This window comes from Gemmiger sp. An120 (assembly GCF_002160955.1).
Taxonomy (GTDB): domain Bacteria; phylum Bacillota; class Clostridia; order Oscillospirales; family Ruminococcaceae; genus Gemmiger_A; species Gemmiger_A avium.
Genome location: NZ_NFLN01000013.1, coordinates 13,327 through 28,514 on the forward strand (window position 1 = coordinate 13,327; position 15,188 = coordinate 28,514).

General features: G+C 52.4%; 13 protein-coding genes and 1 pseudogene. 9 read left to right on the top strand and 5 right to left on the bottom strand.

The window, feature by feature from the left end; genetic code table 11:
• Window positions 1–115 precede the first annotated feature (115 nt).
• The 4 genes from B5E65_RS11030 to B5E65_RS11045 all read right to left on the bottom strand — a co-directional run bounded on the left by B5E65_RS11030 (window position 116) and on the right by B5E65_RS11045 (window position 3,347).
• Window positions 116–1,489, bottom strand: a complete 1,374-nt coding sequence (locus B5E65_RS11030) for a relaxase/mobilization nuclease domain-containing protein (RefSeq protein ID WP_087171825.1) — start codon at window positions 1,487–1,489, stop codon at window positions 116–118.
• Window positions 1,470–1,766, bottom strand: coding sequence for a plasmid mobilization protein (locus B5E65_RS11035; RefSeq protein ID WP_143403010.1), 297 nt, complete (start codon window positions 1,764–1,766; stop codon window positions 1,470–1,472). Before B5E65_RS11035 ends, B5E65_RS11030 begins: the two co-directional genes overlap by 20 nt.
• Entirely contained in the window at window positions 1,763–2,920 is a 1,158-nt protein-coding gene (locus B5E65_RS11040; RefSeq protein ID WP_158098581.1) for an AAA family ATPase, read from the bottom strand. The genes B5E65_RS11035 and B5E65_RS11040 overlap by 4 nt, the downstream gene beginning before the upstream one ends.
• Before the next feature lie 184 nt (window positions 2,921–3,104).
• Window positions 3,105–3,347, bottom strand: coding sequence for a helix-turn-helix domain-containing protein (locus B5E65_RS11045; RefSeq protein ID WP_087171828.1), 243 nt, complete (start codon window positions 3,345–3,347; stop codon window positions 3,105–3,107).
• 1,503 nt (window positions 3,348–4,850) lie between these two features.
• On the opposite strand from B5E65_RS11045, the gene B5E65_RS11050 reads away from it, so the two are divergent.
• The 8 genes from B5E65_RS11050 (at window position 4,851) to B5E65_RS11085 (ending at window position 12,833) form a co-directional block, all read left to right on the top strand.
• The gene (locus B5E65_RS11050) at window positions 4,851–5,075 is read left to right on the top strand and encodes a helix-turn-helix domain-containing protein (protein ID WP_087171829.1); all 225 of its coding nucleotides are present in this window, start codon (window positions 4,851–4,853) and stop codon (window positions 5,073–5,075) included.
• Between the two features lie 3 nt (window positions 5,076–5,078).
• Window positions 5,079–5,642: a TetR/AcrR family transcriptional regulator gene (locus tag B5E65_RS11055; RefSeq protein WP_087171830.1), complete on the top strand. Its 564-nt coding sequence runs from the start codon at window positions 5,079–5,081 to the stop codon at window positions 5,640–5,642.
• Between the two features lie 144 nt (window positions 5,643–5,786).
• Window positions 5,787–6,716 (top strand): alpha/beta fold hydrolase, encoded by a 930-nt coding sequence (locus tag B5E65_RS11060; RefSeq protein WP_087171831.1) that lies wholly within the window; start codon window positions 5,787–5,789, stop codon window positions 6,714–6,716.
• 191 nt (window positions 6,717–6,907) lie between these two features.
• Window positions 6,908–8,686, top strand: a complete 1,779-nt coding sequence (locus B5E65_RS11065; protein WP_087171832.1) for an oleate hydratase — start codon at window positions 6,908–6,910, stop codon at window positions 8,684–8,686.
• A 58-nt stretch (window positions 8,687–8,744) separates the two neighbouring features.
• Complete coding sequence (locus tag B5E65_RS11070) at window positions 8,745–10,115, top strand: radical SAM/SPASM domain-containing protein (protein ID WP_087171833.1); 1,371 nt, start codon at window positions 8,745–8,747, stop codon at window positions 10,113–10,115.
• The gene (gene metK / locus B5E65_RS11075) at window positions 10,112–11,260 is read left to right on the top strand and encodes a methionine adenosyltransferase (protein ID WP_087171834.1); all 1,149 of its coding nucleotides are present in this window, start codon (window positions 10,112–10,114) and stop codon (window positions 11,258–11,260) included. The genes B5E65_RS11070 and metK overlap by 4 nt, the downstream gene beginning before the upstream one ends.
• A 119-nt stretch (window positions 11,261–11,379) precedes the next feature.
• Window positions 11,380–12,054, top strand: coding sequence for a GTP pyrophosphokinase (locus B5E65_RS11080; protein WP_242957536.1), 675 nt, complete (start codon window positions 11,380–11,382; stop codon window positions 12,052–12,054).
• Between the two features lie 170 nt (window positions 12,055–12,224).
• On the top strand, window positions 12,225–12,833 hold the full coding sequence (locus B5E65_RS11085) for an HdeD family acid-resistance protein (RefSeq protein WP_242957537.1): 609 nt from the start codon (window positions 12,225–12,227) through the stop codon (window positions 12,831–12,833).
• Between the two features lie 97 nt (window positions 12,834–12,930).
• Here B5E65_RS11085 and B5E65_RS11090 read toward each other — a convergent pair whose 3' ends face one another.
• On the bottom strand, window positions 12,931–13,563 hold the full coding sequence (locus B5E65_RS11090) for a helix-turn-helix domain-containing protein (protein ID WP_087171835.1): 633 nt from the start codon (window positions 13,561–13,563) through the stop codon (window positions 12,931–12,933).
• Window positions 13,564–14,474: 911 nt separating this feature from the next.
• Between B5E65_RS11090 and B5E65_RS11095 the strand changes: the two are divergent.
• Window positions 14,475–14,948: pseudogene (locus B5E65_RS11095) on the top strand (transposase); the annotation flags it as partial.
• Window positions 14,949–15,188: the final 240 nt, after the last annotated feature.

Sequence of the window (15,188 nt, forward strand, 5' to 3'; positions counted from 1 at the left end):
TACCCGGAAGTTGTCTCGAAAGCTATTCACAAAACTGCACAAGGTCACGCGCCTGGAATGGGTACACATCCACCAGATTACCCGCGCCGATTCGTCCGGCGCGGGTGTTTTGGCTTTAGCGGATTCGGTCTTTGTTCCGGTGTTTCTGGCGTGACTTGTCCCGCTCCTGCTGGCGGCGGTATTCCTCCCGGCAGGCGGCGGTCTTTTCCACCTTCTCGATGATACGTTTGGCGGCTGCATCCTCTTTGCGCAGGGCGGCGATTTGACGGTTCAGTTCCGCCCGCCGCTGGGCTGCCCCGGGCGGTGGCTCCTTCCACCGCAGCTGCCGGGCGCAGTCCGCCCGTTCTTGGCAAAGGGCGGTGATTTGTCCCGCCAATGTTTCCTGGTGGGCTTTTACCTCCGCCACCGTGGAAAAGCCCCGCCGACTGGTCAGGTGCAGTTCCTCCAGCGTCTTGTCGACGTCCCGCCACAGAGCATTGATCTCCGGCCAGTTCACCCGGGGCGCGGGCCGTTTCGGGTAGATGCCCAGCTGGTAGCAGTAGTAGAGATACAGCCGGAACAGGCTGCTCTTTTGATGGGTGAACAGCCCTCGGCACCGATATCGCCGTGCGGGCGGATGATATGCGGGCCGGGGCCGCAGGCTATACTTGGGGTTGAAGTTCAGATCATAGAAGTGGAGGCCGTACCGGGCAAAGTTTTTGGCCAGCGCCCGCTCCAGGGCGGGCCAGTCGTATTCCGCTCCCAGTCGGTACACCCGCACCGCCCGGCCGCCGTCCAGCGAACGGAGGGTGGCGTATTTGCGCCCCTCCTCCCGCCGCCAGAGATACCCCTGCTGCCGCAGCACCCGGGCGAAGTCCCGCTCGGTGCTGGTCTGGGTCAGGGCCTTGCGGATGGCCTGACGCATCGCCTCATACCGGGTCTGGCCCGTGCCCTCGTAGAGAGGCCGGGGCTTTTTGCCGCCGGGCTGCCGGATAACCGACAGGGCGTGCTCCCGGCAAAGCTGATCGGACACCCGGCGCATCTCCCGGTATTGATCTCGGCGCTGCTCGTACTTCTTGCCGTCCACATAGGACACCGCATTGATGACGAAGTGGTTGTGCAGGCAGCCAGTGTTCAGATGGGTGGCCACCAGCACCTGAAATCGCCCGCCCCACACCCGGCGGGCCAGCTCTACCCCGATGGAGTGGCACTGCTCCGGAGTCACCTCTCCAGGCTTGAAACTCTGGTAGGCGTGCATTGCCACCACTCCTTCGGTCTTGCCGAACTGCTCCTGCACCGCCCGCATCTCCGCCCAGGCGGTCCCCGGACGGCAGTGGACGCCGCTCACCAGCTGGGCCGTTTCCCGCAGGGTGGTTTTGGCGTCGTTCTCCGCGTAGTGCAGCGCCTGGGCCAGACCGCTGTACTCGGTCTTGTCCGGGTTGGCGGCGTAGTCCACCACCCGGCGCAGGCTGTCCCGCACCGGCCAGATTTTAGTGGTCGCCAGAGGCATCCTCCTTCCGCAAGAGGCTGTCCAGCAGCCCTTCCCGGCAGCGGCGGTACTCTTCCGCCAGAGGCGGATCCAACCGGGCCAGCTGATCGGTCAGGTTGTCCATCCAGGTCAGGTAGCTAAAAAACGCCTGGGGCGGGTGGAACCGTGGCTCATGCCCCAGCGCCCGCTGGCGCAGATATTCTGACAGGGTCAGCCCACACCGGCCGGCCGCTGTTTGGATTCGTTGTTTCTCGGCGGGGCTCACCCGCACATTGAGGCCCACGCTTCTTGTTCTCACAGGGCCACCTCCGCACGGGGGTTCGGGGCGCTCCCCGTACCGGCGAAGGGTTGCCCGGCGGCAACACAAAGCCCATGCTTGTTACCCCCAAGCGCCTCCTGTGACGATGATGACGGTGCTGACGGTGTTTCTGGGGTATACCCGCCGTCCGGGGGTGTGCCGGATTTATCGTCATCCGCGTCATCACCGTCATACCAGAGTCGGAGCTGCCGGGCGCTGGCGGTGCGGCGGCTCTCGCAGCGGATGCCCAGGGGCGCCAGGTCGGTGGGATAAAACTCTACCAGTTTGCGGGTCAGCTGGTTGGGCTGCAGATCGGGGATGCCGGCGGCGGCCAGCAGCTCGGTGGCGGTGCCCTGCCAGCACTTCTGCCGCTTCACAAAGTCAGCCACCGCCCACACACAGGCGGGCACGGCCTTGCGGGCCAGCTCCTCGGAGGTCTCCTCCTGCTCCAACTCCCAACGGCAGTCCTCCCAGCGCAGGTCCAGGGCGCGGCTCTCCATGTCCCGGCCGGTCACGTGCAGCTGGGCGTTCAGGCTCATCCGCCGGCGGCGCAGCACCCAGCTGGTGTCCGCCCCGCCCATCAGGGCCACTGAGCCGGAAATGTCATCGAAGGGATCGTCGGTCCGGTCCTTGCGCTGGTGGTGCACCAGCAGAATGCCGATGTTGTGCCGGTCGGCCAGAGATTTCAAGGTGCTCATATCCCGGTAGTCGCAGGCGTAGACGTTGCCGTTGGCATCGCCGGTGCGCACCTTTTGCAGGGTGTCGATGACCACCAGCCCGGTGTCCGGGCGGACGGCCAGGAACTGCTCGATCTGTTCCTCGAGGCCGTGGCCCAGCCCCTCGCAGGCGGTCTGGAAATAGAGGTTGTCCGGCATCTCCTCCTCGCTCAACCGGAACAACCGGTTCTGGATGCGGCTGTATGTATCCTCGAGGCACAGGTACAGCACTGACTGGGTGCGGACCGGCCGTCCCCAGAGTTCTCCACCTTTGGCCAGCTGCAAACACAGCCAGAGGCAAAGCCAGCTTTTACCGATTTTGCTGCCGCCCGACAGCATGGACAGCCCACCGGACAACAGATCGGGAACGAGCCACCGCACCGGCGGCAGCGGAGTGATGGAAAGAGTTCGCGCGTCAATGGGTTCGAATTTTGTCAAAAGCATTTCTCCTTTTCCGTTGGTTTGATCGGATGGGGCGGGATGCGGCCGCAGCGGCCCAAAACAGGCCTGCAAAACGGCCTTGACCCCGCCTGCTGGGGAAAACGCCCGAACCGCCTGTCAGGCCCCGCACAGGGCGAACATCGGGCGGACAGCGGCGAAGGGCGTTTTGCGGCGCAAAGGGTCAGGAACCGGCGGCCCGGGCGGCGGGCTGCACGCCGTTCTCCACCACATAGCGGATCACGTTGATCTTGGGGATCTTGTAGGCGTTGCCCAGCTTCAGTCCCCGGATGCTGCCGTCTGTCAGCAGGTCGTAGGCCGCGTGGCGGCTGATGCCCAGCATGACCTGCAGCTGGCGCACCGTCACGATGTCGGGATAGTCGGCGAATAACAGTTTGTAAAGGGTTTGGATGTCAATATTCTTCATCGATCACCTGCTCTCAAAAGATTTTCGCGGCGCGAAAATGCGCCTGGGCGGATAAACGGACAGCGGACGCCGGCCGGAAGCGGCGCTACCCCTCCTTTCTGTGGGAATGTTTGACGGCGGCCAAGGGTTCCTTATGCAGGGTTCCTTGTTTTGAATGTGACGGGATTCCAGGATTCCTTATGTAGGATTCCTTGCGGCGGCGGACGGCGGAATTTGCCCGAACAAGGAACCCATCATGTAGGGTTCCTCGCGGTGGTAACGTGGTCGGGAAAAAGTCCTCTCGTTATATACCAGTAGCTCAGACCCTCGAAAACGAAACACCTTCCAAAAAATTTTCGAAAGTTTGGCAAATTTGACGGGAAACCGACCATAGAAAAAGTCCCTCGTTATATCCATGTAACACAGACCCCCTCAAAACGGTCACCCTTCCAAAAATTTTTTTAAAGTTTGGCGAATCTGACGGGAAGACGATTACAGAAAAAGCCTTCTCGTTATATACCAGTAACACGGACCCCCTTCAAAATTTCACTGTTCCAAAAAGGAATTAAGAAATCTGGTAATTTAACGGCAAGTTGGCTGCAGAAAAAGTCCTCCCATTATATACCAGTAGCTCAGACCCCCTCAGAATTTCACCCTTCTAAAAAATTTTCAAAAGTTTGGCGAATCTGACGGAAGTCTGGCCGCAGAAAAAAGCCCCCTATCGGGCCATGGCCAAGCGGTTCGAAGAATTTGACCAACTGCAAAAGAACTGAAAAACATTAATAAAAGAGACGCAGCGCCCAATATGGCCGCTGCGTCTCTTTCGTTAAAGGTGTAAAGAATGGCAGAGAAACGAAAAGACGTGTCACTTGTTACATGAATTCTAGGTTTGGCAACAAGCTCGTCGTTCTCGCCAAAGTGTTATCCCAAATCGCGCACGCATCACTTGGACTGTCGGAATTCGGCAGGCGAGATACCGTTGTATTTTCGGAAGTAACGTATCAAGCTACGTACATCATTATAACGGCTTAGATCGAAGTGAATAATTTACTGACTTTCTATGATTGTAGCTTTTTTCCCTTTCTTCTTCGTCCCCATCGCCGTGATCATGGCATAATGCTCCTTGCTTTTCCGGGTAATGCTGTTGTAGTCCTCGGAGGTGAGGAACTCCAGCAGCCACTCCTTGGGCACCTTATAGGCATGCTGGTAGTATCATTGAATAAATCCTATGAGCCGATTATGAAATCCTTGGTTATGGTATTCCCGCCTATTAAACAAGATGCCGTCCTTCCGGGCGGCATCTTACTAAATACGAATTTCCTTCGTATTTGTTCCTTTCTACTTTGCAAACATCCATATAAATTCTATCTGAAGATTGTCTCCAAAAAACTTTTGCGTGATGACTTGTAATCGGCGGACTTTTTATTAACTATATAAAAATAGCGATTTCGTGTAAATTCTATTGCGTATTAGAAGAAAAAATGATATAATATATATCATGACACAACACTGTGGGGTGGAAAAATGGATAATGCAACGCTTAGCCTTTCTTATAACAGCCTTTGGAAACTGTTGATTGACCGTAAATTGAAGAAAAAAGATTTACAGAATATGGCACATCTCAGTTCGTCCGTGATTGCTAAAATGGGAAAAGATCAGCCGGTCCATCTGGATACGATTGTAAAAATATGTGTTGCCCTTCAATGTGATATTTCAGATGTCGTTACACTGTGTAATAAGGAGGCGTAACGCATGGCCAGTTTTACTAAAAAAGCCATTCGGGATTCATTTGTGAAACTATTGAACGAGAAGCCTTTGAGCCAAATTACCATTCGGGATATTGTAGATGACTGCGGCGTGAACCGCAATACCTTTTATTACTATTACCAGGACCTGCCGCAATTGGTGGAAAGCGTTGTAGATGAGGATGCGGAGCGGATTATCCGGAGGCATCCTACCATCAATTCCCTGGACGATTGTATCAATGCAGCACTGGAATTTGCTCTGGCCAATCGGAAAGCGGTGCTTCATATCTATCATTCCGTCAACCGAGACATTTATGAGCAATACCAATGGCGGGTCTGTACTTATGTGGTCAGGACGTATGTAGACGGCGTTCTAGGCAACCGAAAAATGACATCTGAGGATTATACCACCGTTGTAGATTATCTGAAATGTGTCAGCTTCGGTATGATCATGGGCTGGCTGGAAACCGGTATGAACCCGAATGCTATGGCCCGGTTTCGGCGGATTTTAGAATTAAAGTGCGGTGATTTGGAGCATCTCATTGACCGTTGTGAGAAAATGCGGTCATAGTCTTTAGGCAAACCTACCCCCTGTGTCTGAATTTCAGACACAGGGGATATTTTCTCTGTGGAAAGTTTTTGAAAATGATTGATAATATGGTAACAAAATCCGAGTGGATGTTTTTCTTCGCTCTTATAAGGAAAAGGAGGCAACATGAGAATCGAAAAAATACTTTCTGAGTTTGACGGACTGGGGCTGGAAATCGCAGTGATTGTGCCAGAGGGGAATCCCAAAGGCGTTATTCAGTTTTCCCATGGTATGGCTGAACACAAGGAGAGATACTACGACTTCATGAATTATCTTTCCGATCATGGATATGTGTGTGTTATTCATGACCATCGTGGACATGGTGGAAGTGTGGAAAAGGCAGAGGATTATGGCTTTTTCTATACCGAGAATGAACAGGCAATCATTGAGGATCTGCATACCGTTACAAAGTATATTAAACATATCTATTCTGGCCTTCCTGTATTTCTGTTTAGTCACAGCATGGGTACGCTTGTTGCCCGGGGTTATCTGAAAAGATATGATTCGGAAATTGACAAAGTTGTTCTGTGCGGTCCGCCGACCTATAATGCGGCAGTGGGGCTTGGTCTGCTTCTGGCCAGGCTTTCAAAACCCTTCATTAAGGAAAAGGCTCCGAATAAAATGTTGAATGCTATGGCCTTTTCGCAGTTTAATGCCGGAAATTCGATTCCGAATGGCTGGCTCTCAGAAAACCAAGCCAATGTTGCACAATACAACCAAGATCCGAAATGTGGATTTATCTTTACCACAAATGGGTTTGTCAACCTTTTGAGGCTGCAAAAAGCGGCTTTTGAGAAAAGAAACTGGCATGTAAGCAACCCACATTTGCCAATTCTTGTCATTGCCGGTGAGGAAGACCCGGTTATTCGATCAAGAAAGCGATTTGAACAGCTAATCGCTTTTTTATCGGAGCTGGGCTATACAAATATCAGCAGCAAACTGTATGAACATATGCGTCATGAGATACTCAACGAAGAGAAAAAGCTGGATGTATATAAAGATATTTTGCTTTTTTATGATGAATTCCAGCATACAACTTCATATTCCCAGGTATAAGCAGGACTTCGGTCCTGCTTTTTTTGCGATACGAGTCAAAAAACCAGTCAAACCTACCCCCTGTGTCTGAATTTCAGGCATAGGGGGTATCTCTGTCCATAGGAAAGGAAGAATCTTCCCGATATAATGAGGGCGTAAACAAAAAAACACCTCTCAAATAGAGGATGCCAATATAACAAGGAGGAAAAATTATGTATTATTCCAGCGGTAATTACGAAGCCTTTGCCCGTCCCAGAAAGCCCGAGGGCGTGGACAACAAATCCGCCCACATCATCGGCACCGGCCTTGCGGCTCTGACTGCCGCCTGCTATCTGGTTCGTGACGGACAGCTGCAGGGTCAGAACATCCACATCTATGAGAAAGACCCCATTCCCGGCGGTGCATGCGATGGCTGGCAGTACCCCGATGTAGGCTATGTCATGCGGGGCGGACGGGAGATGGATAACCATTTCGAGGTCATGTGGGATTTGTTCCGCTCCATTCCGTCCATCGAGACAGAAGGGGTCAGTGTTCTGGACGAATACTACTGGCTGAATAAGAAAGACCCCAACTACTCCCTCTGCCGGGCAACCGTCAACCAGGGTCAGGATGCCCACACCGACGGCAAGTTCGGTCTGTCCGACAAGGCTGCAATGGAGATCATGAAGCTGTTCTTCACCCCCGATGAAGACCTGTACGATAAGCGCATCACGGATTTCTTCGATGATGAGGTGCTGAACTCCAATTTCTGGCTCTACTGGCGCACCATGTTTGCCTTTGAGAACTGGCACAGCGCTTTGGAAATGAAGCTGTATCTCAAGCGCTATATCCACCATGTGGGCGGTCTGCCGGACTTCAAGGCTCTGCGGTTCACCCGTTATAACCAGTACGAATCTATGATTCTGCCCATGGTCAAGTATCTGGAAGGCTTCGGTGTCCAGTTCCACTATAACACCAAGGTGGTCAATGTGGAGTTCGACATCCAGCCCGGTAAAAAGCAGGCAAAGCGTATTGAGCTGCTGTCTGAGGGCAAACATCAGTTTGTTGACCTGACGGAAAATGATCTGGTGTTCATTACCAACGGTGGCTGCGTGGAGAACGCCACCATGGGTTCCCAGAACACCGTGGCACCCTTCAACCCCGAAATCAAGCCCGGCGGCGGCTGGGATATGTGGCGCAGAATTGCTGCACAGGATCCTTCCTTCGGTCATCCCGACAAGTTCTGCCATGATCCTGAGCAGTCCAACTGGATGAGCGCCACCGTCACCACACTGGATCAGAAGATCATTCCCTATATCAAGAATATCTGCAAGCGTGACCCCTTTACCGGCGGCGTGGTTACCGGCGGCATCGTGACCGTGAAGGATTCCGGCTGGCTCCTGAGCTGGACCATCAACCGTCAGCCCCAGTTCCGGAATCAGCCCAAGGATCAGTGCCTGGTGTGGGTTTACGGTCTGTTCTCCGACAAACCCGGCGACTTCGTGAAGAAGCCCATGCGGGAGTGCACCGGTAAGGAAATCTGTATGGAGTGGCTGTACCACATCGGCGTGCCGGTGGGGGAGATCGAGGAGCTGGCCGAGCACAGCGCCAACACTGTGCCGGTGATGATGCCCTATATTACCGCTTTCTTCATGCCCCGTGCCGCCGGTGACCGTCCTGATGTGGTGCCCGAGGGTGCTGTGAACTTTGCGTTCCTGGGTCAGTTTGCCGAAACCAAGCGGGATACCATCTTCACCACCGAGTATTCCATGCGTACCGGCATGGAGGCTGTCTACACCCTGCTGGACATCGACCGTGGTGTGCCCGAGGTCTGGGGCAGCGTCTACGACATCCGTGATCTGCTGAACGCCACCATCCAGCTTCGGGACGGCAAGCCCCTGACGGAAATGAACCTGGGTTTCAAGGAGAAAATGGTGGTCAAGAAGCTGCTGGAGAATATCCGCGGAACAGATATCGAAAAGCTGCTGAAAGAATATCATGTAATTGAGTGATAGAAGCTTCACTGGGGGGAGGCGTTGCCTCCCCCCCCTTATATATGGAGAGATAAAGATGTCATTTACAAATCAACTAAAAAAAGCAACTCTGCGTACTGCTTTTGGCTACTTGGAGAAAAATCCGGAAGAAAATGCTCTGAAACTGATGTCCTGGGTGGATAAGCTGGCTGGCGATGGCCCAGACAGTTTCCCAGTCCAGCGCGCGGCAGTCCGTCAAGTGCTGGAAGACCCGCAGAACAACATGTATCAGCTCGTTATGAACATCCTGAAGGAGACGGATTCGGAGGTTCTAAAGGCCACCTTTGAAAATTTCTTCCTCAACGCGAATATCATCGGTTGGCCAAAGCAGGAGGAATACCGGAAGAAATATAACTGCAATATTCCTTGGGCCATTCTGCTTGACCCTACCTCTGCCTGCAACCTGCACTGCACCGGCTGCTGGGCCGCGGAATACGGCAACAAGCTGAACCTGACCTTTGACGAGATCGATTCCATTATCACCCAGGGCAAGGAAATGGGCGTATATATGTACATATATACCGGCGGTGAGCCTCTGGTTCGCAAAAAGGACCTGATCGCCCTGTGTGAAAAGCACAGCGACTGCCAGTTCCTTTCCTTCACCAACGCCACATTGATCGACGAAGCTTTTGCAAACGAGATGCTCCGGGTGAAGAATTTTATCCCTGCCATCAGCGTGGAGGGCTTTGAGTCTGCCACCGATGGCCGCCGGGGCAACGGTACCTACCAGAAAGTGATTCAGGCAATGGCAATCCTGAAGGAGAAGCATCTGCCCTTCGGCCTGTCCTGCTGCTACACCAGCCAGAATCTGGATTCTATCAGCTCCTATGAATTTATTGATCAGATGATTCAGTGGGGTGCTCGGTTTGTCTGGTACTTCCACTACATGCCCGTGGGCAATGACGCAGTGCCGGAACTGCTGCCCAATCCTGAGCAGCGGGAATTCATGTATCACCGGATCCGGGACATCCGGGCTACCAAGCCGATCTTCGCCATGGACTTCCAGAACGATGGCGAGTATGTAGGCGGCTGCATTGCCGGTGGACGGCGGTATCTGCATATCAACGCCAACGGTGACTGTGATCCCTGCGTGTTTATCCACTATTCCAACGCCAACATCCGGGACATGAGCCTGCTGGATGTGCTGCGCAGCCCCATTTTCATGGCCTATCACGATGGGCAGCCCTTTAACGATAACCATCTGCGTCCCTGCCCCATGCTGGAGAATCCGGAAAAGCTGCGGGAAATTGTGAAAGCTACCGGCGCTCATTCCACAGACCTGCAATCCCCGGAAACGGTGGATCACCTGTGCGATAAATGCGAGGCTTACGCAAAGAACTGGACCCCCACCGCCACCGAGTTGTGGAGCTGCAGCTGTGCGAAGAAAAATGGAGAAGCGGCAAAATGACAACCTTCTTTACCTCTGAAAGCGTCACAGCGGGACACCCGGATAAGGTATGTGACCAGATCGCCGATGCCATTTTGGATGCCCTTTTGGAAAACGATCCCCATTCCCATGTAGCCTGCGAAGTAACTGCCATTCCCAACGGGATCCACATTTTCGGCGAGATCACCTCGGCTGCCCGTGTGGACTATGCCGCTATTGCCCGGCAGGTGGTTCGGGATATCGGGTATGTGAAGCACGGCTATGGCTTTGACGCAGACACCTGCCAAATCACAGTGGATATCCATGAGCAATCCCCCGATATCAACATGGGTGTGGAGAAGACGGATTCTATGGAAAACGGCGCAGGAGATCAGGGCATGATGTTCGGCTACGCCTGCCGGGAAACAGACAGCCTGATGCCCCTGCCCATTGAGCTTGCCCATAAACTGACAAAGCGTCTGGCCTATGTGCGGCGGGAAGGAATCCTTTCCTATCTCCTGCCGGACGGGAAAGCTCAGGTCACCGTGGAATACCGGGATGGCCTTCCTGTACGGGTGGACACTGTGGTGGTTTCGTCCCAGCATGAAGCGGAGATATCTATGGATAAGCTCCGGGAAGATGTCCTTCTTCATGTCATCCGCCCGGTGATTCCGGAAGCCATGCTGGATGCCGACACGAAATACTTTATCAATCCCACAGGCCGTTTCTGCATTGGCGGTCCCGCCGGAGACAGCGGCCTGACGGGCAGGAAGCTGATCGTGGACACCTACGGCGGCTACGCCCGGCATGGCGGCGGCGCGTTCTCTGGTAAAGATCCCTCAAAGGTCGACCGAAGTGGTGCGTATATGGCCCGGTACTTGGCGAAGAATGTGGTTGCGGCGGGATTGGCGGATCGGTGTGAGATCCAGATCAGTTACGCCATCGGCGTTGCCCAGCCGGTATCCCTCCTGGTAGACACCTTTGGTACGGGAAAGCTCCCGGCAGACCGGATCCGGGAACTGATTCTTAAAACGGTTGACCTGCGCCCCTCTGCTATCATAGACCGCCTTTCCCTGCGAACACCGTTTTACAGACACACCGCAAGCTATGGTCACTTTGGCTCAAATACTGCGGAATTACCTTGGGAACAGACAAACTTGCCGCAGCTTTGGCAGGATATCATCTGATTTCGTGATAGAAGGTCCTAATAGCCGGATTGCCCCAAGGGTTGCATTGGGCAGTCCGGCTATCTGTGTTATGGAGGGGTCAAAGTCCTGTCGGTTTAAAATGAAAAGGGGGACTTATTATGGACTTTGAAAGAATCCTGCAAATGACGACAAGTGAGCGTAATCTGGCGCTCTTACAGGACGAGGCTTTCGTGGATGATGTGACAGAGTTTCTCACAATCCGTCAGTTGTACAATGCTGCAATTAAGCAAGTAAGGACCAAACTTGAGATTCTTAATGATGGATTCCAAGTAGAGCACTGCCACAATCCTATCCACCATATTGAATGTAGGCTGAAGTCTCCAGGAAGTATGCTCGAAAAGCTCAGACGAAAAGGATACCCCATAGAAATGCAATCCCTTCGTGAGGGTATTCTTGATATTGCTGGAGTTCGGGTCGTGTGCAATTACCTAAATGATGTAAATCTAGTCGCTGACCTGCTCCTTTCTCAAGATGACATTCGTTTGCTTAAGAAAAAGGACTTTATTTCTAATCCAAAGTCAAACGGATACCGGAGTCTCCACCTAATTGTTTCAGTTCCCATTTTCTTGGCGGGGACAACAGAACACATTCCTGTTGAGATCCAAATACGGACAATTGCTATGGACTATTGGGCGAGTTTAGAGCATCACCTAAAATACAAGACTGAAAACGATGTGTCAGATTCCCTTAAATGTCGTCTGAAACATGATGCAGATTTGCTGTCTGCAATTGATGCCGATCTGCAAGATATTTTTTGTCAAATGAATGCTTAGTCTGCTCTACATTCAGATTGGCAGTATAGACGGAAGAGTTGGCTGATATGTTAGCTCATGTAGTAAATTACGATGCGAAATCACACTTTTTATATATAAAAAGATTGTCTATGAGGTACGTGACCTTCACGCAACCATGAGAATATTGACAAAACAAGGAGGTATTTTTTGTGCAACTGAACAACCGGATTAAAGCCGCAAAAATTGGCTATATCATGATCTCTATTCTGTTATGTGTATTGGGAATTGTACTGATTGCTGTGCCTGATTTCTCGGTGACGCTGCTATGCAGGCTCGGCGGAGGAATCATGGTTCTATTCGGCTTGGTAAAGATCGTCGGCTATTGTTCCAAAGACTTATACAGGCTGGCATTTCAATTTGATCTGGCCTTTGGCATTCTGCTCGTGGCACTTGGCGTCATTCTGATCATCCGTACAGATGCAATGGTTAATCTTATCTGCATTGTTATGGGCATCTGTGTTCTGGCAGACGCGCTCCTCAAAATACAGATTTCCATTGATTCCAAAGCCTTTGGCATTCAAAAGTGGTGGCTGATTCTCGCTGTAGCAATTCTGACAGGGGCTGCCGGTTTCCTGCTGCTCTTACGCCCATCGGAAAGCGCCCAGGTCGTGATGATCTTGCTGGGGGTGACGCTCATAACCGAAGGTGTGCTAAATCTGATCACCATTCTGACCGCCGTTAAGATCATTCGTCACCAGCTGCCGGAGGTCATCGATGCCGAATATTGCCAGATAGACCCTAACAGAAAGGATATGTAATCATCTATGCGTTTTTCAAAGGCGGTTGTAAAATACCGCATACCGATCTTAGGGGAGCATCTTCCGACCCGGAAAATGCTCCCCCTGCTTCTATTCTTCAGCTCTTCTTGGGCTTCCAGGGCTTCGTTCCCACCGCGGCGATCATGGCGTAGTGCTCCTTGCTCTTGCGGGTGATGCTGTTGTAGTCCTCGGAGGTGAGGAACTCCAGCAGCCACTCTTTGGGCACCTTATAGGTGTGCTGGTACGGGAACGCCTTTAACCTCCCCTCGGTGCACCAGCGGCTGACGGTACGGGAAGCGTAGCCGGTGACCCGGGCGATTTGGTGAGCATCCAGCACATCAGGCTGGCGGGCCAGAAGGTTCTCATACCAGCGGCGCACCCGCCGGCGGGTTGCGTCGGTGAGCAGGAGCGCACCGTTCAGGCCGAAGGCCGGGGGCTTGTGGTTCGGGTAGTTCTTGTACCAGCCGCTGGGCGGGGTGTAGTACTCCGGCTCCGTGAGGCGGCGGCGCAGGTAGGCGGCCACGTCGGCCTTGGCAATCTTGTAGCAGCGGGTCTGTTTGCCGGTGTTTTCGCAGGGCACCAGGCCGCTCTGCAGCAGGTAGATGGAGGTGCGGGTGCCGATGCGGCAGGCTTTGCGGAAGTCGGTGCGGCCCATGGGGTCGGGGTAAGGCGCCAGCAGGTCCTGAATTTCCCGCTCCAGAGTGTCCTGAAAGAGATTGTTTTTCTTCATTTTTGGGGTTCTCCTTTGTTTTGAATTTGGACCCGGAGAACCACTATGTTTTCCACCAAAACAATACAAATTGTTGAAACCCGGAAAGATACTACACAAAATTGGCCCGAAATCTTGCATTTGGCAAATCCCGTTTTCCGGCGGCGGGGTGAAAATCCAGTGTTCATCCGGCAAAACGGCCCCCAATTATCTTGCATGAAATCTTGCATTTTTCCAAAAAATCTTGCCAAACGGGGCCAAAACGGGGGATGCCGGTTTGATTCGTACTAAAGCCATTTTTCGGGCTTTTGCCTATCGAAAACGGCTTGATACCGCCGAAAAATCGGGGACAAACTGACCAGTTTTGACCTGCCCTGTTCCACAAGAGCCTTTCCGGCACAGGACTCGAAAGCACGGAAGACGTCAACAGTAGCCTAAGGTCCAAATTTTTGCTTTGGTTATTTATTGCTTAAAGAATTGTAAGTTTAGAGAGTTTAGAGAAAGTGCATGGCCAACGATTATGTCATCATTTGGAAATAGACGGCCCAAGATATAGCTTGTTTATCTTGTCTCTTGAAACAATCATTTAAAGATGGAGACTATATATTTTTTCTGTGTTGTGATATTCTAAAAATATAGGCTGCAAAAAAGAAACAATTCCCTTTTATGGATGGTTTGCATAATGAAGGCGGCGAACGGTGCTCTAAAAGGAGAATGCTCCATTTACAGAGACGCAGAGGAGGAAATTTGAATTTCCAAATCAAGCCAAGTGCATACTATATCCATTTGTTCGATTATGGATCGATAAAGTGCGGACTGCCAAGAATTAAGGCATATGGCTTCTCTTCCTTCACAGTCGTCCACAAACGACTGTTCCAGAGTAGAGCGACCACAGCTTTGATACATACGATGCCATCTTTGTCTGCAACTGACTATTTCCTGCTCTGCCTGGACGGCATACAGACTTGGTAGTTTACCGCAATGTGTTCTCTGTAACACCTCGCTCCAAGGTGAAGCTGGTGGCAAAGATGCTCAAGGCGATCCATGCCCAGGAGAGCAAGAAAGCTGCCCGGGAGAAAGCCCGAGCCGTGGTAGAAGAACTGCGTTCCATGAAACTGAAGGAGGCTGCCAGGAAAATAGAGGATGGTATTGAGGAGACTCTGACCTACTGTGAGTTTCCTAGTGAACACTGGACTCGCATTCGAACAAATAATGTCATTGAACGGCTGAACCGGGAGATCCGCCGCCGCACCCGTGTGGTGGGCAGTTTCCCGGGCGGCAACTCCGCCCTCATGCTGGTCTGTGCCCGGCTGCGCCATGTGGCCGGCACCCAGTGGGGCAACAAGAAGTACATGAACATGAAGCACCTGGAGGCTGCTTTTGAGGACGCTTCCATCGCTGGCTGACTTCACTCATGCCAGAGCCTGCAAACCATTTTGCGAAAAATACTTGACACTACCTTTTTTTCGCTCATGACTCTCATGGTTTTCACTCCTTCCGCCGATAATGGAACAGTTTATTTCATTAATTCCATTATAAAACCCCTTGTTTCCAGAAACAAGGGGTGATTTTTTAATGGAACACAGGTGCACAAAATTTTGATCAATTGCCCCGCATCCGCCGATGATAAAGCAACGTGCGCATTT

Bases quoted from the DNA above. Each gene is read 5' to 3' on its own strand.
- B5E65_RS11030 (WP_087171825.1), bottom strand. From the start codon at position 1,489: ATGCCTCTGGCGACCACTAAAATCTGGCCGGTGCGGGACAGCCTGCGC.
- B5E65_RS11045 (WP_087171828.1), bottom strand. From the start codon at position 3,347: ATGAAGAATATTGACATCCAAACCCTTTACAAACTGTTATTCGCCGAC.
- B5E65_RS11050 (WP_087171829.1), top strand. From the start codon at position 4,851: ATGGATAATGCAACGCTTAGCCTTTCTTATAACAGCCTTTGGAAACTG.
- B5E65_RS11055 (WP_087171830.1), top strand. From the start codon at position 5,079: ATGGCCAGTTTTACTAAAAAAGCCATTCGGGATTCATTTGTGAAACTA.
- B5E65_RS11060 (WP_087171831.1), top strand. From the start codon at position 5,787: ATGAGAATCGAAAAAATACTTTCTGAGTTTGACGGACTGGGGCTGGAA.
- B5E65_RS11065 (WP_087171832.1), top strand. From the start codon at position 6,908: ATGTATTATTCCAGCGGTAATTACGAAGCCTTTGCCCGTCCCAGAAAG.
- B5E65_RS11070 (WP_087171833.1), top strand. From the start codon at position 8,745: ATGTCATTTACAAATCAACTAAAAAAAGCAACTCTGCGTACTGCTTTT.
- metK (WP_087171834.1), top strand. From the start codon at position 10,112: ATGACAACCTTCTTTACCTCTGAAAGCGTCACAGCGGGACACCCGGAT.
- B5E65_RS11080 (WP_242957536.1), top strand. From the start codon at position 11,380: ATGGACTTTGAAAGAATCCTGCAAATGACGACAAGTGAGCGTAATCTG.
- B5E65_RS11090 (WP_087171835.1), bottom strand. From the start codon at position 13,563: ATGAAGAAAAACAATCTCTTTCAGGACACTCTGGAGCGGGAAATTCAG.